Here is a 20,690-nt window from a genome sequence, read left to right as displayed (position 1 = left end):
TAACGCGCTTGTAAATGTCTTGCGCAAAAGAAGTTTGAACCACTAGTAAAAGTAGAACAAGTAGGTAGGTAATTTTTCTCATTAGTTTGGGTTTTAATGATTTTCTGGCGCAATATATTAATTTATTTTAAATAACATCTATAAAACGTCAAAAAAACCGATGAAATGCAATATTTTAATAAAATTGTAGGATATTACTTTCAGAAACCAAGTTTTATCATAAGATGAATTAATAGTTCAAAACTTAAATATTATAGAATACATATTTTGATCATTACTATATTCAGTTGAGATAAAATCCCTTTTATTGGGTATTGTTTTATCGTTCTAATTCAAGTTAATTTATAAAATATTAGTTTTTAAAGTATATAAATGCGGATAATCGAATTTTTAAAAACATATCTTAAAAATACGATTATTAGAGTCCTATTTTATAGTAATTAAATTATATTTAAAATCTCAAAGAATTAATTTCCATTGATTTATGATTAAAAAGTACCCTCTACTATTATTCGTATCTTGTTTTTTGTTGAGTATAACTTATGCGCATGTCATTCACAAAAAACAATCTGAATATACAAACAACGTTAAATTAAACGTTGACACTTCATTAGCAGTTTCCGATGCTACAATTTCAATTTCTGCAACACAAATTTGTCAATATGATACTCCAGCACCAATAGTTACATTTACTGGATCTGGAGGTTCAACACCTTATACATTTACCTATGATATAAATAATGGAGCAGATCAAACAATTACAACAAATGGTAATAATAATTCTATATCTGTAGCCGTAAATACAAATAACAGCGGAACGTTCACCTATAATCTCATTTCCGTAGAAGATGATACAGGTACAGTTGACCCAATAACAGGAAGTAGCGTACAAATTCAAATTTTACCATCACCAGATACTTCGATGGGAGGAACAGGAGCTGGTACCACTTTTGAAGGCGTACCAGTGTTTAGAGATTGTACTAACGTAACAACGACCTTTACATTTACAAATACATCAACAACAGGAGCATTAAATACAAACTATCATATAAGTTGGGGAGATGGTTCTCCAGATTTTGATCAAACCACTTGGGGAAGTACAACGCATACTTATGATGTTGGGATTTATAATCTTGTCTATACCATAGAAGCGAGTAATGGATGTGATAGAACCACAAATTACATCGTTTTTGTAGGTTCAAATCCAGCAGTTTCATTAGGTAATCCTGGAAATACAGATATTTGTAATTCTAGTCCTTTAACATTTCCAATAACTGGTACAGATAATAATCCACCAGGAACCACATATACAGTGACATTTAATGATGGCTCTGCACCACAAACATTTTCTCATCCACCTCCAACAAGTATCACGCATACATTTGCAACGTCTTCATGTAATACGACGAGTTCTGATGGTACAAATTCATATCAAAATTCTTTTTCAGCAATTATTGTTGCATCAAACCCTTGTAGTGCATCGTCTGTAGGTGTTGTTCCAATATATGTGTCTATTGCTCCAGAAGCAGATTTTGATGCACCAGAAAATGCATGTGTCAACACACAAATATGTTTAACTAACACTTCTATAGGCGAAGAAAACAACGGATTAGGAAGTTCGTGTGATACAAGTCCGAATATTATTTGGGACATTTCTCCAGCAACAGGATATACCGTTACATCTGGTGATTTAGGAAATGATTTTGGGTTAAGTGATCCTAACTTATGGGTTTCAGGTACAGATAATCTTTGTTTAAATTTTACTCAATTAGGAACCTACACAGTAACGCTCAATACAGGAAACAGATGTGGCGCAGATACAATAGTCAAAACCATTTGCGTTGAAGATGATTTAGTTCCCGTTTTTTCTACAAGTACTTCGGAAGGTTGCGGTCCATTAAACATAACTACATCTAATACTACAGATGAATCGACCTCATGTGAAACACCAGAATATCTTTGGGAAGTCAATTATACAGCAGATAATTGCGGAACAGCACCTGGACAATGGAGTTTCACTAACGGAACAGATGAAAATTCCGCAAGTCCATCATTTAGTTTTGATACTTCAGGAACCTATGAAATTGTGTTAACCGCTACAAACTCTTGTGGTGATTTCACAACTTCACAATCTATAGAAGTCAAACAACCTCCAGAGGTTACCATAAATGACATTGATGATGAATGTGGAGCAGCAGATATTAATCCAACAGCTGTAGTTGATACGTGTGCTCCAGCTTCGGAAACGATAATTTATAACTGGTCTTTTCCTGGAGGAACACCAGCTAGTGCAAACACTTTAGATCCAGGAACTATCAATTATGCTGCTGTTGGAAGTTACACGATAACATTAAGTGTTACTAATGATTGTGGCACAGAAACAGTCACAGAAACTTTTGATATTAATGAAGCACCAGTAATTACAAATACAGATCTTAATCAGACCATTTGTTCTGGAGCTACAACGACAGCAATTAATTTAATATCAAATAATACAACGACAACATATACGTGGATGAGTAATGATCCAGTTGGATTAGCTGGTTATTTTTCTTCAGGTATAAATGATGAAATTCCTGCACAAACTTTGATTAACTTAACAAACGCACCTATAACTCTAATTTATACTGTAGTGCCAGAAATTGCAGGTTGCGAAGGTGATCCAGTAATTTTTGAAATTATTGTAGAACCAGCGCCTTTAGTAACAGTACAACCTATTTCTGATGAGATTTGTCTCAACGGAACTACACCAGATTTAACCGTGTCTTATCAAGGTGTAGGAACTCCAAATTATCAGTGGTATCAAAATACAGTCAACAATACATCCACAGGAACTGCAATTGCAGGAGCCACATCTCAAACTTTTTCGCCACCAACAGATACCGTAGGTGATATTTATTATTATGTAGTGATTACATTTTCTACAGGAGGTTGTAATGAAATAACGTCAGATGCTGCATTGATAGAAGTTAAAGACGTCTCTCAAATTGATACAGAACCTGTAAACACACAATCTATTTGTGTAGATGGCATTGCAGACGAACTTTCTGTTATAGTTTCTGGAGGTGCAGGAAGCCCAACATATCAATGGTTTTCTAATACGACCAATAGTAATACTGGTGGAACACTTATTCCAGGAGCAACAAATAGTACATACACACCTCCAGTTTTTACAGTTATCGGAACTTATTATTACTATGTTGAGATTAGTTATGGTGCAAATGGCTGCTCTAACTTATTGAGTTCCATTTCCGAAGTTATCGTCGTAGAAGATCCAGTTGTAGATACACTGCCTATTGCAACTCAAAGCCTTTGTCAAAGTACAATACCTACAGATTTGGAGGTTATTGTTTTTGGTGGATTAGGGACTATTTCGTATCAATGGTACACAAATACAACCAATAGTACTATAGGAGGAACAGCAATTGTAGGCGAGACCTCAAGTACATTTACACCTCCAACAACAGGAGTTGGGACATTTTATTATTACTGCATTATTACTCAAGATGTTTCGGGATGTGAAGTGGTGAGTTTGGTAGGAGAAGTTGAAGTTACTGCTGCTGCACAATTTACAAATCAGCCATTATCTGATGAATTATGTTTAGGCGAAACCACTGCAGATTTAATTGTAGCTTACACAAATGGTACAGGTTCACCATCATATCAATGGTACGAAAACACAGTAAGTGATGTCACCTCTGGAACTGTAATTGCAGGTGCTACAACAGCAACTTACAGTCCTGATGTTAGTGCAGTTGGCACAACGTATTACTATTGTATTATTACGTTAGATGCTGGTGGTTGTTCTGAAATTGTTTCCGAAGTTGCAGAAATTATCGTCAATGAAACACCTTATATTAGTGATGGAACTGAGTTGATTTGTAGCGGAACTCTATTTGAGCATATTCCAGATGAGACCAATGGAGATAGTGTGCCAACAAATACATTATATACTTGGACGACTCCAATCGTAACTCCTGCAGGAAGTATTACTGGTGCTTCGGAAGAATTAGTAGGACAAACAAGTATTTCTCAATTGTTGGTTAATACGACAATAAATCCAGGTACAGTAACCTATACTGTGACACCAACTTCTGGAAATTGTATAGGTGCAGATTTTGAAGTCGTTGTTACAGTAAATCCATCTATTTCTGTAACATCACAAGTCACCAATAATAGTTGTTTTGAGTCTAACGATGCCTCAATAGAAATTACGATTGTTGGAGGTGTGCCTTTTTCTACAGGAAATCCTTATAACATTTCATGGACTGGTCCAAATGCATTTACAAGTACAGACGAAGATATTTTTAATCTTGCTGAAGGTACATACACATTAGAAATTATTGATGATGGTGGTTGTCCGTACTCTGAAACATTTACGATTACAGAACCCGATATTTTAGAATTTAGTACAGTGACTTTCGATCCTGAAACTATTTCATGTTTTGGAGCAGATGATGGTGAGATTGGTATTGATGTCATTGGAGGAACATTTCCATATACTTATAACTGGACTTTAAATGGATCGCCTTTTTCCGCAGATGAAGACTTAGAAAATTTAGGACCTGGAGAGTATATCGTTTCGATTTCAGATGACAATAATTGCGGACCAATAACACAAACGTTTACAATTGTTGAACCAGATGTTTTGTCTGTGACTTTAGATTCTCAAACAAATGTGTTATGTTTTGGAGATAGCACAGGAGCTATTGCCATTAATGTTGTAGGAGGTCGATTAGATTATGTGTTTTCTTGGACAGGACCTAATGCATTTACAAGTTCTAATCAAAATATTGATAATTTAATTGCAGGTATTTATAATGTTACAGTCACAGATGATTCTAATTGTACAGATACTTTACAAATTGAAATCATACAAAATACAGAGATTGCCATTGATGTCACCACAACCGAAATTGAATGTTATGGAGATAACGATGGATCCATTACTATAAATTCCATTTCTGGAGGTGTTGGTCCTTATCAAGTTGCTTGGAGTAATTTAGGTACAGGAAATAGTCAAACCAACCTAACAGGAGGAACGTACACGATTACCATTACAGATGCTGAAAATTGCACCAAAGATTTCCCGATAATTATAGAAGAACCAGCAGTGTTTTTAATAGATCCAGTCGTCACTCAAATGTCATGCTCTGGAGAAAATGATGCCAGCATTATGCTGAATTTTGTTGGAGGTATTGCTCCAATAAATCTTGTTTGGAATGACGATGCAACCGCAGGAACCGAACGTAATAATTTAGCACCAGGAACGTATACAGTGACCATTACAGATGCTGCACCTTGTGTTATTCAAGAGAGTTTTACCATATTTGATATTTCGCCTTTGCTAGTCTCTGCAAATGTCACTAACGCTTTAGATTGTGATGATACTAATAGTGGAGCCATAAATTTATTGATAGAAGGCGGAACACCTCCTTTTGATGTGGTTTGGTCTAATGGCGAAACGACAGAAGATTTAGAAAATAGTCCGCCAAATAGTTACACAGCTCAGGTCACAGATGCTAATGGTTGTGAAACCACAGGAAGTTGGACGATAGAACGCTTTGAACCACTTGCAGTGAGTGTTGATATTCAATCTGAAGTAGATTGTGATGCCCAAACCATATTTCAAACCTTTATAGCACAAGCTTCTGGAGGTGTGCCTCCTTTTACATTCACGTGGTCTAGTGGAACCGTAAGTGGTATCAATAACGAACAAATGACTACAACACAAAACGGGTTAATCATTTTAGATGTAGAAGACAGTTTGGGATGTCAAACGAGTTACAGTTTTAATGTTGAAATCCCTGTGTTTGGAGATCCAGATTTTGAAGTCTCTTCTATAGGATTTACTAATTATGGGATTTATTCCATTCATGATCCTATTCAGTTTACAAATACGTCAACAGGCAATTTTGAGAGTATCCTATGGAATTTTGGAGACGGGACATTTTCCGCAGAAGAAAATCCAATTCATACTTACACAGCTGTTGGTAATTATGTGGTAACCCAAACGGTAACCTATCCTTTTGGTTGTGTCTATGAACACGTTGTAACGCTTATAATAGAAGAAGGTTATAAGCTTATGTTTCCAGATGCGTTTACACCAAATGAAGACAGTCTTAATGATTTCTTTGTTCCGAAATATATAGGCTTAAGTGATTTAGAATTTCGGGTGTATGATACTTGGGGAAGTCTTGTGTTTTATGAAGAAGATCCTGAAAGTCTCATAGGTTGGAACGGAACCATAAATGATGAATTAGCCGAAAACGGAAATTATTATTATACATTTTCTGCTAAAACATTTTATGATGATGCGATAGAAAAAGATGGTGTTTTTGTAACGATTAAATAAGGAGGATGAATTTAAAACAAATCATAACAACCGTCATAATTCTTGCTAGTTTTAGTGGTTACGCTCAAGATCCAATTTTCACGCAATCTAACAATATGCCAATTACTTTAAATCCTGGATTTACAGGTTTTGAAGATAACGGTAGAGTATATGCTGGCATGCTGAGTAGAATGCAATGGCCAGGATTAGATTTAAATATCAATACTCAATATGCGTTTGCCAATCAATCTTTTGAAGGTAATCGTACGGCTTTTGGTGTTGGGATTAATGCACATTGGCAAAGAGAATCGTTTAATAATTACAATTTTTTTCAGTTTAATGTGAATTATGCGCAACGTTTCAGAATTTCAAATGATTGGTATTTTAGACCAGGAATAGAGGTAGGTGTTGGTAATAAAAACAACCGATTTAGAAACCTCACATTAGGTGATCAAATTAATATAAATACTGGTGTTATTAATCCGGTTTCTGTAGATCCTTTAGGTAATAATACGCGCAATTTCTTTTTCATGGATTTTTCTACAGGTGTTGTATTTGAGCGCATAGAAAATAACAATGATATTTCGTATTGGTTTGGTGCTTCAGCAAAACATATTAACAGACCAGATATTTCATTTGTAGAAGGCGAAAATTCTAAATTAGATATGTTGTTGTCACTTCATGGCACCTATCGTTTTCCGTTTTTAAATGATGATTCTAAAGTGTTAATCACTGCAAATTATATGAGGCAAGGACAGTTTGATCGTTTAGATTTAGGACCATTATTTCAATTTGATCAATTTTTGGTTGGTGTGACTGCTGCTACGAATCCTGCGAAAAATACAGCCAATAGGCATCTTGTTACTTCCGTAAATGGGTTTTTAGGATTTGAATATTCCGATTTTAGATTTGGTGTTTCCTACGATCATAATGTTTCAAAAATTGGAAATACAGGAGGCGTTTATGAGTTTTCGTTAACCTTTCTTTCTGAGTGTAAATATTGTAAACGAAATAGGCAGCGTAAGCGTTAATTCACTCTTATGTTTTTTTCTATACCAATTCTGCTTTGAAATTACTGTAAAAGAAAACAATTATTTTTTTTATAGGAAAACAGAAAAATAAAGTATAGCCTTAGTTACGGTTTCATTTTAAGTTGAAATAGAAAGGAAAAAAGAACGTTTTATTGCGGTCATTTTGATGAGGAGTTGGTATTACTTCGGAAATGTGACACGTTAATATAACTTTCAAAGTTGTATGAAAAATGAGTCCTATTAAAAGTTGAAATCAATACTGTTAAAAACCAAGATATCAATAATCTTCACGTTTTATTTCATAACTTTAGTTTTCAATCAAAACTCAAAAATTTATGAAAAAAATTACTCTCGCTATTGCACTAATATCTTTTGGTGTACAAGCACAAGAATTTCCATTTCCGTATTGTGATATTGCAGATGCAGGTGACGTTACTGTTGAAGAAATTACCACTGTTAATTTTGCAGGAATCACGTTTGCCAATACAGACTTTTCATCTGTTTTAGTAGATCAAACAACTACAGTTGCAGCAGTAAATCAAGATGAAACCTATACGATTGAAGTGTCTGGGAATACTTACGATATGAATGGAAATGTTTTTGACAATGATATTGTAGCATTTATAGATTGGAACCAAAACGACATTTTAGATGATGCTGGCGAAGTCTATGCAGTTGGAACCATTACAGGATCTACAGGAAGCGATGGTATGTCTGTAACTCTAGATATTACTGTGCCTCTTGATGCTGTTTTAGGAACGACGCGTATTAGACTTACCAAAATATATCAAGACCCAGACTCTCCAGCAGTGGTGAATCCATGTGCATTAGAGTTTTTACCTTTTGGTTTTGGACCTTTCGCAGGTTATGGACAAGCATTAGATTTTACAATTGATGTAGGACCAGTGTTAAGTGTAAACGATTTTGAGATTGCTGCTTTATCTGTGTATCCAATACCTACTAATGATGTGTTGCATGTGGACTACAAATCTGTACTTAGTGCTATTAAAATTTATAACCTTTTAGGGCAAGAAGTGTACGCTCAAAAAACAGCATCGGCTAATTTGCAAATAGATCTATCAACACTTTCAGTTGGAGCGTATATTGTGAAATTAATTTCCGAAGAAGGTCAGCATAATTTCAGAATTATAAAGCAATAGAAAGTTATATTAAAATTTAAGAGTCCTATTTTTCACTACATTTAACGATAAATTAATAGTAAAATCTTAATAGAAAAAATCATGGCAAAATCACAAGATTCAAAGAAAAATGTAAAAAAAGAGGCAGCATTATCACCTAAAGAAAAGAAAGCTGCAAAATTGGCTAAAAAAGCAAATCGTAAATAAAAGCTTAAATTTAGTAAGAGGTTTTCTGAAAAGTTATTTTGTCATTCAGAGCGATAGCGAAGAATCTTATTTCTGGATGCTTCATATTCATTCAGAATGACTCTTTTCAGACAGCTTCTTTCTACATTAAACCAATGTTTTTAATACAATACTCTAACACCTAATCAACAAAAATGGACATAAAACTAGCAGTACTTATTGATGGTGATAACATACCATCAGCTTACGTAAAAGAAATGATGGAAGAAATTGCTAAATATGGTAATCCAACCATTAAGCGTATTTATGGCGATTGGACCAAACCAAACCTGAACAAATGGAAAAGTTTATTGTTAGAAAATGCCATTACACCAATTCAGCAATATGGGTATACTACAGGAAAAAATGCAACAGATTCTGCCATGATTATTGATGCCATGGATATTTTATATTCTGAAAAAGTAGATGGATTTTGTTTAGTGTCTAGTGATAGTGATTTTACACGTTTAGCAACACGTTTACGTGAGGCAGGAATGAAAGTGTATGGTATTGGCGAAAAGAAAACACCTAATCCATTTATAGTAGCTTGTGATAAATTTATTTATATCGAGATTCTTAAAAAACAAATTGAAGAAACAACATCAACAACCTCTGAAAAATCATCAACATCTAAGAATAATTATGATAAGATTACCCAAAAGGAAATTCAATTTATAGCAACTACAATAGATGATGTTGCAGATGATGATGGTTGGGCATTTTTAGGTGATGTAGGAAGCTTGCTCCAAAAGAAACAACCTAATTTTGATTCTAGAAATTATGGGTTTCAAAAATTAACACCTTTAATTAATTCTATTCCTGTTTTTGAAATAGAACGACGTGAAGACGCAAGAGGTCGCATGAAACTCATTTATGTAAAGATTAAAGAAGATAAGCCTAAAAGTAAAAAGAAGTGAGTTGAGGTAGTTGTTTAGCTTTGTGTTTTTATCTGTGAAATATAAGCTTAAACCACTTACTATGTTTACTTTAAAAATGGTATTTGATTCGAATTATTAGATTCTTAAAATACCTAAACTTTCCTATTGAAACCTGAGTACTTTATCTATTTTTAAAGTTTCCTATTAATTGGTAAATCCAACAACAAAAATATCTTGTTATTGGGTATTTAATTTGTCTCCATAAAGTAAACGAATAACATTGATGTCTGAAGATTAAATCAACAATTACTAAAACAAACGCTGTGGAATACTGACAACGACCTTTGTGGTAATCTGGATACAGATGATTTTAGAGATTATAGACTTGGCTTTATTTTTTACAAATATTTAAGTCGAAAAATGGAACTCTACGTCAACAAAATTTTAAAGCCAGATGGTATAGATTGCGATACTGTAGAAGTGCATCTTCGCATGCTAGCTGTACAATAGCGAAAGTCTTTAATGCTAGCGCATTTCAAAAACCCAATTCCTATAATTTTTAAAACACTTATTTTTAGTTGTTTGAAGATTTTGTATTCTTAATCGTGTTCACTTTTTGTTGGTAATTTCAATATGTACATAATATAATTTTTTAGGTTTATTGTCACCTTTAGTCAAGTATGAATTCTTTCGTATTTAAAAATCTATTTCTATTGTGCGTGATACAAAAAAAAGTAAGTTTCGTCCTTATTTATTGTAATCCATGACCGTACTTATGATATTAATTTTGTAATTAACTTGCTTTAAAAATAATTTGATAAGTTGTTTAATAATTGATAATGATAATGATACGGTTCAAAAGATAAGAACTGTAGGTCTTGATTTTATGGAAATCACATTCAATTCTATAAAAGAAGATCAGGAAAATGCTTTGAATATAATCTTAAAGAATGTACCTCAAATAATTTTTATTAATATAGAGTCACAAACGATCAATATTTTGGAGTTTCTATATGACATATCCAAATATATAGAAGATAAATCTTCTTTTGTAGCTCTAGCTTCTTCAAAAGATAAAGCGTTTAAAGCTTATCAATATGAGTTTTCAAATTTTCTATTGAAACCCTTGTCTGAACTTTCTATAAGGAAAAGTTTTTTACGTTATAAAAAAAATCACCCTAATACTATAAATAAAACTATTTGTTTGAAATCTTATAAGGATTATCAATATTTAAATTTGCAAGACATATTATATTTAAAGGCAGATAATAATACAACAGATTTTTATATGCAGGATGGTAGAGTTATTGGTGCTTATAAAACGCTAAAGACTTTTGAGAACATATTACCTCAAAGTTTTTTGAGAATCCATAAGAGTTTCATTATTAATAGAGATCGAATAACAAGAATTAATTATGGAAAATCTATGTGCATAGTTAACAATGAGTTTAAGATACCCTTTACTAAGACATTCATTGCTAATATTGATTTGATTAATAGCTCACTATCTAAGAATACGATGATTACATTAAATTAACTTCACCATTGTAAAAGAGTATTTCACTATTAGATACATAGGTTTTACTAATTCTATACATTTAAGACATCAAACAGATAAATGTTCATCTATTTTTACTACTGAATATTCCTACGTTAAAAACCAACAGCGTAACAATTGTGCACAATTTTTAAAAATGTATTGCTGTAAAAACAGCACAGAAAACTATTGTTAAATCTTAAAATTTTGTATTATGAGAATCTTAAAATTTTTATTTATTGTATTAATAATTTTTATTTCAATTTCTTCTTGTACACCACAAGAACTCGATGATGATAACTTAAACTTAATTGACAACGTTCAGGCCACTGGAGATGAAAATGAGACTGTAGATGATGGTAGTAAAGATTAATGTATAAAACAAGTAAGCCTTTAATGATGATATTAGAGGCTTTTTTTTAGCTTTGTAATAAACTCCTTTATTGAGAATTCTTTATAAATATAGAATATTTTTAATGTTGATACTATTTATTAGCATTTTATATTCATGTAAAAAGATTCAAGTTAAGGAATCAAATTTTTTAACGACAAGGTCAGATAGTATTTCTTTTTGGATTATGTCATCCAAAAAGAAATCAGAAAACATAGAAAATCGTAAGAAATTCTTGATAAAATCATATCAAGAGATAAAAAAATCTACAGTTGACACATTTGGGATTAGAAGTCTAAGTGATATTGCTTATCAATACTTTAAATTAGGTGATACATCACTATTTAAAAAAAGAAATAAAGAAGCTTTTGAAATAGCAAGAGATGTAAAAGATACTTTTGCTTTAGGTGATTTGCATTGGAATTTTGCAAGTTTTTATAATAAGAAAGAGACTTATGACTCTGCATATTATCATTTTAATATAGCTTATAACTATTTTGAAAAAGTCGGTTATTTATATGGATCAGCCAAAACACAACATGGCATGGCTTTTATTAAAGGTCGATTCAAAGATTATTCTGGAAGTGAAGTTTTAACATTTAAAGCAATTTCAAAATTTGAAAAATTAAATAATTACAAATCGTTATATGCTTGCTACGATCATTTAGGTCAATTGCAAAACGATATATATGAGTATGATAGAGCGATATTTTATTATAATAAAGCTCTTCAGTATTATAATAAAATAAATAATAACTCAAGATTTTATGAGGCGACTTTAAATAATATTGGTAATACTTATTTAAAAAAAGAGGAATATACGAAAGCCTTAAAATATTATGACAAAGTCTTAAATAACGATGATTTAAAATTCACTAACGTTGATCATTATGCAAGAGTATTAGACAACAAGGCATATTGTAAGCTCTTAATGAAGGACACTACAAATGTTATTTCAATTTTTAATAAAGCTTTAAAAATTAGAGATAGTATAGATAATAAGTCAGGTGTTATAATTAGTAAAATTCACTTAGCACATTATTACAATTTTTTAAACGATACTATAAGCGCAATTAGTAATGCTAAAGAAGCAAATTATCTAGCTAAAGAAATTAAAAATAGTAGAGATTATCTAGAGTCTTTATTATTGTTAGCCAAGTTAGAAGTTAAAAATTCTTCTATTTATTTTAATAGGCACATTCAATTTAGTGATAGTTTGCAAATTGAGGAGCGTAAAACACATAATAAGTTTACGAGAATTGCTTATGAAACTGATGAGTATATTGAGGAAAATAAACGATTATCTCAACAGAAAATAATAATAATTCTTGTAAGTATTGGAGTGATTTTAATAGCTGGTTTATTGTACTCCATCAAAAATCAAAAATCAAAAACTGAAAAAGTATTATTAGAATATAATCAACAAAAGGCTAATGAGCAAATATATTTACTAACGCTAAAGCAGCAGGAAAAACTGGAAAAAGAAAAAGTAAAGGAGCGTAATAGAATTGCTGAAGAACTACACGATGGTATTCTTGGTAAGTTATTTGGTACAAGATTAGGGCTAGGTTTTTTAAATATTAGTGAAAATAAAGACATTAAAAAACAATATGAACTATTTTTGGAAGAACTACAAATTATAGAAAAAGACATAAGAGAAGTGTCACATAAAATAAGTGATAATTTTGATAGCTCACAAATAAACTTCATATCTATAGTTGATCAATTAGTGAGGAACAAATCAAAAATCGGCAATTTTGAGACACAATTAGATTTTGATGAAAATATTAATTGGTATAAAATAAATGAGATAGTTAAAGTAAATCTTTATAGAATTGCTCAAGAGGCTCTTCTAAATATTATTAAATATTCATCGGCTAAAAAAGTGCAGGTTAGTTTTAAAATTGTTGATAATAGCCTCGAATTTTTAGTGAAAGATGATGGTATAGGGTTTAATATAAAACAAAAGAAGAAGGGTATAGGAATAAAGAACATGAAATCTAGAGTAGAGAAATTAAAAGGAGATTTTAATATCCAATCAACACCTAAAATAGGAACAGTGATTACTATAAGAATTCCTAAATAAATTTGAATCAAATGGAACAGAAACAATATTCAATTCTTATTATAGATGATCATCCATTAATTACAGCTGCATATAGGACAGCGCTAAATTTTTATAGCAATAAAAATGAAGGTGTACTCTTTTCAATAGAAATAGCAGAAGATTGTGATATTGCTTATTTTAAAATTAAGAATAGTGCTAGTAAAGGTCAGTCTTATGATATGATTTTTTTGGATATTAGACTTCCTCCATCAAAAGATGGCAAAATACTTTCTGGTGAAGACTTAGGATTAAAGATTAACATTTTATTACCAGATTCAAAAGTCATAGTATCAACTACATTAAATGATAATTACCGTATTCATAGTATTTTTAAAAATCTAAATCCTGATGGATTTTTAGTTAAAAATGATGTTACTCCAGAAGAACTCTTAACAACTATTGATACTATATTAAATGATCCTCCATATTACAGTAAAACTATAGTAAAACTTCTAAGAAAACAGGTGGCTAATGATTTTATTCTAGATGATATAGATAGAAGAATTTTATATGAATTGTCTATTGGTACAAGAATGAAAGACTTACCAAATATTATTCCATTATCTATAGCAGGTATAGAAAAGAGAAAAAGACACCTTAAACATATCTTTAATATTCATACTGTGGAAGATAAAGAGCTGCTTTTTGTAGCAAAAGAAAAAGGATTTATCTAAAATTCTCATATAAACTTCAAAGAAAAAAGTAAGGAACATCCTTACTTTTTTTATGCGTAATAATCAATAAACTTACAATTTAAAACCTAATTTAGCATTGTAATATTTGTGTTTAAGTAGCTGTATTTGAATATATTAAGAATTTATTTTTGCGATAAAATATTGTATGGATAAATGAAACTAATCTTCTACTTGAGTTTGATAAAATATGTGTTATCAATTCAAATATTCACTAAGATTAGAAAATTGTAAAATATTTTATGAGTGTGTATTATGTAATTAATATCAACAAATTTAATGTTTGAAACCAATTATACAATTACAAAGTCGGAATAACCGAAACAGCGACTATAAAGACTGAAAGTAGGTATTTTTAAAATTATTTAATTATGAAAAAACAACTATTTATTTACGGATTGTTTGCATTAGCTTTAATAGGCTCTGTAGGACTAACAGGAATGGAAACACAGAAAGTTGCTGATGTAGCAACAGTAACGTCTTCACAAACATTAAATGATGAAGCGAATGAAAAGAGAGAAGAAGGACTTGAGGCACTTGAATCAATAGGCGAATATAATGAGCCTGCGGATATTCGATAAGCTACTAATCCATAAATAGTAAACTGTAAATTTTATAGGGATTTACAGTTTACTTTTTTAATATATGAAAATTCTAAAAAATATCGACAATTATTTAATATGCTACATTCTTGTTGTAGTAGGTCTCATTCAATTATATAATTCTCAATTTGACACTCTCACGCCATGGAAAGGAGGAGGGTTCGGTATGTTTTCTACAAATAAAGCTACTAATATTACTGCTGTAGGTTATCAAAAGAACGGTGATTCAGTTTTAATTAAAGTAGTCGGTAGTAAATTCAATGTTCCAATTTCAAATGCCTTTTTAACCTCGACCAAAAATTATCCCAAGAAAGAAAATCTACGCAAACTAGGAATGCAGATAATACATTCTCATTTAAAGCCCACAACTATAGAATTTCCATCAAATATTGATGAACGTACCTTAAAACATATGTATGATAATAAGAAATTTTATGAATTAGCTTATGAGCCAAAATATTATGAAAATGATGACACTGCATTAGCAGAGGAAGCTATAAAAATAGAGCGAGTAAAAATTATGGTCTATGAAACAGATTTTTTCGAAGACAACTATATCATTAAAAAGAAATTCTTAAATGAGATTGAAGTAAATTTTTAAATTTTATAAAATATCATGGCATATTCCTTACTTACAGTTTTAGAAAAAAACAATAGAGATTTTGAATCTTTTTCTGAGGAAGTTATTTTTAAATTTTCACTCGTATTGTTGGTTCTTGATGGAAGTACAGGATGGGGTTTGGATATTTTTATGAGAATTATTTGTGCATTAATGCTTGCATTTGGTAGCTTCAGTAAAAATAAAATTCTTTGGCTTCTTATATCGTTGTTACTGTTATTTTTTAATAGTTTGCAGTTCTACATTATCGACAATCATAAAGTACTATTTGTATATTGGGTACTGCTTATTACTTTTTATTTATGGACAGATAAAGACCTGTATTATCTAAAATCCAATTCTAAAATATTGATAGGTCTTGTGATGCTCTTTGCGGTTACTCAAAAAATAATAAATGGTTTTGGATCACCTGGTTTTCTTCATGGACGTTTTTTATTTGATTCCCGATTCATGCTTGTAACGCATTTTATAATCGATACACCTTATGAGGTCCTTGCAAACAACACAAATTCAATATCAATTCTAAAACTTATACCTCGAGATCATAGTTTTGTTAGTCTTACATCAACACCATTTATGGGTCGTATTTTATATGCATTTCAACTTTTTGGACTTGTATTTGAAGGTCTTGTAGCTGCTTTTTTTCTTTTTTCTAAAAAGAAAAGTAATGCTAAAGATATACTTCTATTAATATTTTGTATTGGAACATATTTTATTTTTCCAGTTATAGGTTTTAGTTCCATTTTACTGATTTTAGGAATAGCTCAAAGTTCAAAGGAAATGCGCAAATACTACATCATCACTTTTATTTTAATTCAGTTCATTAAAGTTCCTTGGCAACAAATTATTTTCTATTTAAATAATTCCTTGTAAATGAAAAATAGGATAAACAACTTATTAATTGTTCTTTTCGTCATTGTTATTTTTATTACGTTTTTAAATATATTTTCATGTCAAAAAAATAGTAAAATTAATGATGGTGCTTTAGATGAATTAACTCTAATAAATACCGTTTCAGTTCTGCTTTCTGAAAACTCTCCATATTATGATATTAATGCTAATCGTGTAAAAAGTAAAATAGACTCAATAAAGAAAGTAATACATCGTAAAGGAGTAATTCATGAAGATGAATTGTTAGCTCATATCAAGCATATAATATCAGAATTAGGTGATAGACATGCTTCAGTTAAAATTTTAGATCAGAAATTAGCACAAGAAAAGTATTATTTACCTTTTGCTCTGGCTCCATGGCAAAAAGACCAAGTAATAGCGCTAAAACAACTTCCAAAACTTAAGTATTCAAATTATCTAGAACAATATCCTTTTTTAATGGATATTGAAGGAGAGAGTATTAAAGATTTTATCTATAGAAATGATATCCTTAATAAATATGCTCCTTATCAATCTAGAATGTCTCTTGGAGTAGAGAAAATGAATGAATTTTATAAAATTGGTAAAGGTTATAAAGTTAACGATAGTGTAAGGCTTAAATTTTCAAATAAAGATAAAACTAAAGATACTTTAGTCTATGTTAATCTTGTAACAGATAAAACTAAATGGAGAGAGAGATACAAGCCTCTTTTTCTGAATGAAAAAAATATTGAGTCATATAATGTTCTTGGAGAGTCTTATGCTAATGGTATTGAATATTTAAAAATTCCAGAAATGTTCGATAGCAATGATGATAAAATGTTCTTTAAATGGTTAGAAATTTATATGAATAATATCAAAAATTCTAACGGACTAATAATTGACATTAGAAATAACTCTGGTGGTAAAAGAGACTTAATTAATTTCTTTTCTAATTATTTCATTAAGCCTAATGAATATCATATAGCAAATTATGCTCGATATAAGTCAAAACTAACGAATGACATTGAAAAAAGTTTAAATAGACGTAGTCTTTATAAATTAAATCATTTTAATGAAAACATTCAAGCATCAATCTTACAAAAAACACCTTCAGAATTAAAAGACAAATCTAAATATCATAATTATAGTGATTTATACTATATGGTACTGGAAAACAATCAACTTTTCAATAACTATTATTTCTATGACAAACCTGTCTATATTCTTGTAAATGAAAAAACATTTAGTGCAGCAAGCGTATTTGCTTCATCTTTTAAAGGTTTAGGTAAAATTGTTTTAGTAGGCGTAAATACTGATGGTTCTAGCGGATTATCTCGATCTTATGAAATGAACGGTTTAGAATTGAAATTTTCACATATGCTGTCATTCCAAAACAGTGGCAAATTATTCGATGGTGTCGGTACAGAGCCCGATTTAGAAATTACTAGGTCAGAAGATCAAATTTTAGGACTCGAAGATCATCAACTAGATGTCTTACTTGCTAAAATATTCAAAAATCATAATTAAATATGAATAATAAAACAATTCACTTATCACTATTATTTTTGTTGTGCACAACAATGATGCTCGCGCAAGAAAAAAAATATGAAATAATTGGTAAGGTGCTTGATGCGAATAATACTACGGTAATTGAGGATGCAAATATATATATCATTGACTTGAAAAAAAACATAGTGATTCATACTGCTAAATCTGATACCGATGGAAATTTTAAAATTTCTTTTGAGAAAGGAAATTATAACATTTCTATTGGACATAATGATTACGAAGTAAAATTGATGACTATAGACTATTCAAAATTTAATAACAATACTTTAGATTTAAAAGATGTATTAATCGAACCTTTAAAAGTTAATGAATTAGATGAAGTGGTTATAGTATCTAAGGATTTTAGAATTGAAAATAAGAATAATAAAAAGATTTATCACATAGGTAATAAACTTAAAGATGTAGCAGGTTCTATGTCCAACTTGCTAAGTTATCTGCCTTCAGTTTCTGTTGATATTGATGGGACAGTCCAAATAAGAGGAAAAGAGCCAATTATAAGAATTAATGGAAGAGATTCAAATCTCACAAAATCTGAAGCTCTTCAGATGTTGCCTAGTGATATGATTAAAAGAATTGAAGTTACAACTCGTCCATCAGTAAAAGAAGGTGAAACGGAACCAATTATTAATATAATTACAGATCGTAAGCGTAAAGGAATTATAGGAGGTGTAAACGTTGCTTTTGGTGTGCCTTCAACGGCTAAAGGCGGTCTTCATTTAGCATTAAACAAAGAAAAAATAAATGGTTATGGGTTATATGGAATTAAAAGAGAGCATAATATATCGAGCTCTAGAGAAGAGACTTTAAGAACATTTAATGATGATGCTGAAAACGTTGAGATAGAATCTAACGATAATAATACCTCTTCAACAAATCAATTTGGAGAAGTGCAATATGAATACTTACCAAATAAGAATACTGAATTAGCAGGTAACGTTTCGGTATTTGATTCAAATAATTCATTCACAACAAATGGTATTAGAAATATATCTTCTGAAAGTTTAGATCAAACAAATCAATTTAATTTTACCGAAAATGATGTATTTTCTATAGCAACTGAAACAGAATATGAACAACAATTTAATTCTGAAAAAGAACAATTAAAGATTGAATTAGAGTACGAATATGAATCGAGAAAAAATTTAGAGTCATTTTCGGAAACATCAATATCAAATAATGATTTTAATACAGACTCTTCCGATGAATTAAGATCTAATGAAATTGAGTTTAAAACCCGTTATGATTGGACTCTCAATAAAGGGGATATTTCCGTAGGCTATCGATTTGATTTGAGTACCCTAGATGAAAAGCAGACTTTCTTTAATGATTTAAATAATATATCTGCTGAAAATAATATAAACTTCACTCAAACAGATAATACTATTTACAGTGACTATTCTAATGAATATAAAAATTTCTATTACAATATTGGAGCAAGACTAGTACATACAAAGCGTAAATTAAACGATGAGACTACTAACGTGACTTCAAGTAAAAGTTTCTTCAATTTGCTACCACAAATAAATTTAGAATACGAGTATGGAGATAATAATGCTATTAGTTTAAATTACTATAGCCTTTTAAGACAACCACGATTAACGTATCTCAACAGTTTTAATACAAGTGTAGATTTGCAAAGAATAAATATAGGTAATCCAAATCTTGAGCCTCAATCAACACATACAATAGAATTAGAATTGTTTAATGAATTTGAAAACGCTTCCATGAGCACAACATTTTACACCAATTTTATAACAGATATTATTCAAAATGTTTCAATTTATGATGCAGAAAATGATATCACCGTTAGCAAACCAGAAAATATTGGAAAATCAACAACATTCGGAATAGACTTTTCATATAGTTTAAATGCTCCCAGATGGTTAAATACAATTGTAAAATTAAATGGGAGATATGGCAATATATCAGGCGTAGAAGTAGGGAATAATGATTTTTATAGACTCAATACGTCTTTAATAAATATCGTAAGACTTAAAGCATATAAAATTGAGCTAAGTTGGTTTTACACTCCAAAAAATAAAATCAATTTTCAAACATTTCAAAACTCTAATCAATACTTCAAGTTTGGTTTAAGTAGACGAGTATTTAAAAATAAAGGAAATTTAGTTTTATCGGTTTTAGACCCATTTAATTCATCCCAAATTATTCAAACTATAGATGGGTCTAATTTTGAATATAGAGCTGTCATAAAACCTAATCAGAGAAGGGTATTGTTAAGTTTGTTTTGGCGTTTCAATGTTAAAAGCAGATTTAGAAAAACAGATAAAGACATTAGAGAAAAAGGAATACTGCAATAATATATAATTTAAGAAATGAATACATTAAAAGTTTATTATGATAACTGGTGTCCTAACTGTACTAGGTTTATGAAATTCATTAAGAAAAATGACCTATTAAATGTAGTAATTTTTAAAGAGCTAAGAGACAATAATCATTCTGAGGGAATTAACTTAAAAGAAGCAGAAAAAAAAATGGCATCAACAGTAGATGATAAATCTTGGAATTATGGATATAAATCTATCTATGAAATCTTTAAACGAATTCCGTTATTTTGGTTGTTTGTTCCTGTATTGTTTTTGCTGAAAATAACTAGACTTGGAGAATTTTTATATAACGAGTTAGCTTTGAAAAGAAAAATCATTCCAATGCATTGTGATGAACATTGCGAAATAAATTAAATCATTTTGTGAGTA

General features: G+C 30.5%; 15 protein-coding genes. All 15 read left to right on the top strand.

Going from position 1 to position 20,690, the window contains the following annotated elements:
- Nucleotides 1-484 precede the first annotated feature (484 nt).
- The 15 genes from WNY78_RS17665 (at nucleotide 485) to WNY78_RS17595 (ending at nucleotide 20,675) form a co-directional block, all read left to right on the top strand.
- The gene (locus WNY78_RS17665) at nucleotides 485-6,355 is read left to right on the top strand and encodes a PKD domain-containing protein (protein ID WP_342874548.1); all 5,871 of its coding nucleotides are present in this window, start codon (nucleotides 485-487) and stop codon (nucleotides 6,353-6,355) included.
- Between the two features lie 5 nt (nucleotides 6,356-6,360).
- Nucleotides 6,361-7,365 carry a PorP/SprF family type IX secretion system membrane protein gene (locus WNY78_RS17660; protein WP_342874547.1) on the top strand — a complete coding sequence of 335 codons (1,005 nt, stop codon included), beginning with the start codon at nucleotides 6,361-6,363 and terminating at the stop codon, nucleotides 7,363-7,365.
- A gap of 335 nt (nucleotides 7,366-7,700) precedes the next feature.
- Nucleotides 7,701-8,525, top strand: coding sequence for a T9SS type A sorting domain-containing protein (locus WNY78_RS17655; RefSeq protein WP_342874546.1), 825 nt, complete (start codon nucleotides 7,701-7,703; stop codon nucleotides 8,523-8,525).
- A 359-nt stretch (nucleotides 8,526-8,884) separates the two neighbouring features.
- A complete protein-coding gene (locus WNY78_RS17650; RefSeq protein ID WP_342874545.1) occupies nucleotides 8,885-9,646 on the top strand; it encodes an NYN domain-containing protein in 762 nt (253 codons plus the stop codon).
- Between the two features lie 282 nt (nucleotides 9,647-9,928).
- A complete protein-coding gene (locus WNY78_RS17645) occupies nucleotides 9,929-10,117 on the top strand; it encodes a hypothetical protein (protein WP_342874552.1) in 189 nt (62 codons plus the stop codon).
- Between the two features lie 304 nt (nucleotides 10,118-10,421).
- Nucleotides 10,422-11,144 (top strand): LytTR family DNA-binding domain-containing protein, encoded by a 723-nt coding sequence (locus WNY78_RS17640; RefSeq protein ID WP_342874544.1) that lies wholly within the window; start codon nucleotides 10,422-10,424, stop codon nucleotides 11,142-11,144.
- A gap of 214 nt (nucleotides 11,145-11,358) precedes the next feature.
- Nucleotides 11,359-11,517 carry a hypothetical protein gene (locus WNY78_RS17635; protein WP_342874543.1) on the top strand — a complete coding sequence of 53 codons (159 nt, stop codon included), beginning with the start codon at nucleotides 11,359-11,361 and terminating at the stop codon, nucleotides 11,515-11,517.
- 205 nt (nucleotides 11,518-11,722) lie between these two features.
- Complete coding sequence (locus WNY78_RS17630; protein ID WP_342874542.1) at nucleotides 11,723-13,621, top strand: tetratricopeptide repeat protein; 1,899 nt, start codon at nucleotides 11,723-11,725, stop codon at nucleotides 13,619-13,621.
- A gap of 11 nt (nucleotides 13,622-13,632) precedes the next feature.
- Entirely contained in the window at nucleotides 13,633-14,316 is a 684-nt protein-coding gene (locus WNY78_RS17625; protein WP_342874541.1) for a DNA-binding response regulator, read from the top strand.
- 389 nt (nucleotides 14,317-14,705) lie between these two features.
- Nucleotides 14,706-14,915, top strand: coding sequence for a hypothetical protein (locus WNY78_RS17620; protein WP_342874540.1), 210 nt, complete (start codon nucleotides 14,706-14,708; stop codon nucleotides 14,913-14,915).
- 64 nt (nucleotides 14,916-14,979) lie between these two features.
- Nucleotides 14,980-15,537: a hypothetical protein gene (locus WNY78_RS17615; RefSeq protein WP_342874539.1), complete on the top strand. Its 558-nt coding sequence runs from the start codon at nucleotides 14,980-14,982 to the stop codon at nucleotides 15,535-15,537.
- A gap of 15 nt (nucleotides 15,538-15,552) precedes the next feature.
- The gene (locus WNY78_RS17610) at nucleotides 15,553-16,428 is read left to right on the top strand and encodes a hypothetical protein (protein WP_342874538.1); all 876 of its coding nucleotides are present in this window, start codon (nucleotides 15,553-15,555) and stop codon (nucleotides 16,426-16,428) included.
- On the top strand, nucleotides 16,429-17,934 hold the full coding sequence (locus WNY78_RS17605; RefSeq protein WP_342874537.1) for a S41 family peptidase: 1,506 nt from the start codon (nucleotides 16,429-16,431) through the stop codon (nucleotides 17,932-17,934).
- A gap of 2 nt (nucleotides 17,935-17,936) precedes the next feature.
- Nucleotides 17,937-20,294: an outer membrane beta-barrel family protein gene (locus WNY78_RS17600; RefSeq protein WP_342874536.1), complete on the top strand. Its 2,358-nt coding sequence runs from the start codon at nucleotides 17,937-17,939 to the stop codon at nucleotides 20,292-20,294.
- Between the two features lie 15 nt (nucleotides 20,295-20,309).
- Nucleotides 20,310-20,675: a DCC1-like thiol-disulfide oxidoreductase family protein gene (locus WNY78_RS17595; protein ID WP_342874535.1), complete on the top strand. Its 366-nt coding sequence runs from the start codon at nucleotides 20,310-20,312 to the stop codon at nucleotides 20,673-20,675.
- The last annotated feature ends 15 nt before the right edge of the window (nucleotides 20,676-20,690 follow it).

The organism is Psychroserpens sp. AS72 (assembly GCF_038900375.1).
Classification (GTDB): domain Bacteria; phylum Bacteroidota; class Bacteroidia; order Flavobacteriales; family Flavobacteriaceae; genus Psychroserpens.
Note: the sequence above shows the minus strand (reverse complement) of the source record. Positions and strands in the feature narration are given on the sequence as shown.

What these genes read in the sequence shown, in the direction of transcription:
- WNY78_RS17665 (WP_342874548.1), top strand. Translation starts at nt 485, where the DNA reads ATGATTAAAAAGTACCCTCTACTATTATTCGTATCTTGTTTTTTGTTG.
- WNY78_RS17660 (WP_342874547.1), top strand. Translation starts at nt 6,361, where the DNA reads ATGAATTTAAAACAAATCATAACAACCGTCATAATTCTTGCTAGTTTT.
- WNY78_RS17655 (WP_342874546.1), top strand. Translation starts at nt 7,701, where the DNA reads ATGAAAAAAATTACTCTCGCTATTGCACTAATATCTTTTGGTGTACAA.
- WNY78_RS17650 (WP_342874545.1), top strand. Translation starts at nt 8,885, where the DNA reads ATGGACATAAAACTAGCAGTACTTATTGATGGTGATAACATACCATCA.
- WNY78_RS17635 (WP_342874543.1), top strand. Translation starts at nt 11,359, where the DNA reads ATGAGAATCTTAAAATTTTTATTTATTGTATTAATAATTTTTATTTCA.
- WNY78_RS17630 (WP_342874542.1), top strand. Translation starts at nt 11,723, where the DNA reads ATGTCATCCAAAAAGAAATCAGAAAACATAGAAAATCGTAAGAAATTC.
- WNY78_RS17625 (WP_342874541.1), top strand. Translation starts at nt 13,633, where the DNA reads ATGGAACAGAAACAATATTCAATTCTTATTATAGATGATCATCCATTA.
- WNY78_RS17620 (WP_342874540.1), top strand. Translation starts at nt 14,706, where the DNA reads ATGAAAAAACAACTATTTATTTACGGATTGTTTGCATTAGCTTTAATA.
- WNY78_RS17615 (WP_342874539.1), top strand. Translation starts at nt 14,980, where the DNA reads ATGAAAATTCTAAAAAATATCGACAATTATTTAATATGCTACATTCTT.
- WNY78_RS17610 (WP_342874538.1), top strand. Translation starts at nt 15,553, where the DNA reads ATGGCATATTCCTTACTTACAGTTTTAGAAAAAAACAATAGAGATTTT.
- WNY78_RS17605 (WP_342874537.1), top strand. Translation starts at nt 16,429, where the DNA reads ATGAAAAATAGGATAAACAACTTATTAATTGTTCTTTTCGTCATTGTT.
- WNY78_RS17600 (WP_342874536.1), top strand. Translation starts at nt 17,937, where the DNA reads ATGAATAATAAAACAATTCACTTATCACTATTATTTTTGTTGTGCACA.
- WNY78_RS17595 (WP_342874535.1), top strand. Translation starts at nt 20,310, where the DNA reads ATGAATACATTAAAAGTTTATTATGATAACTGGTGTCCTAACTGTACT.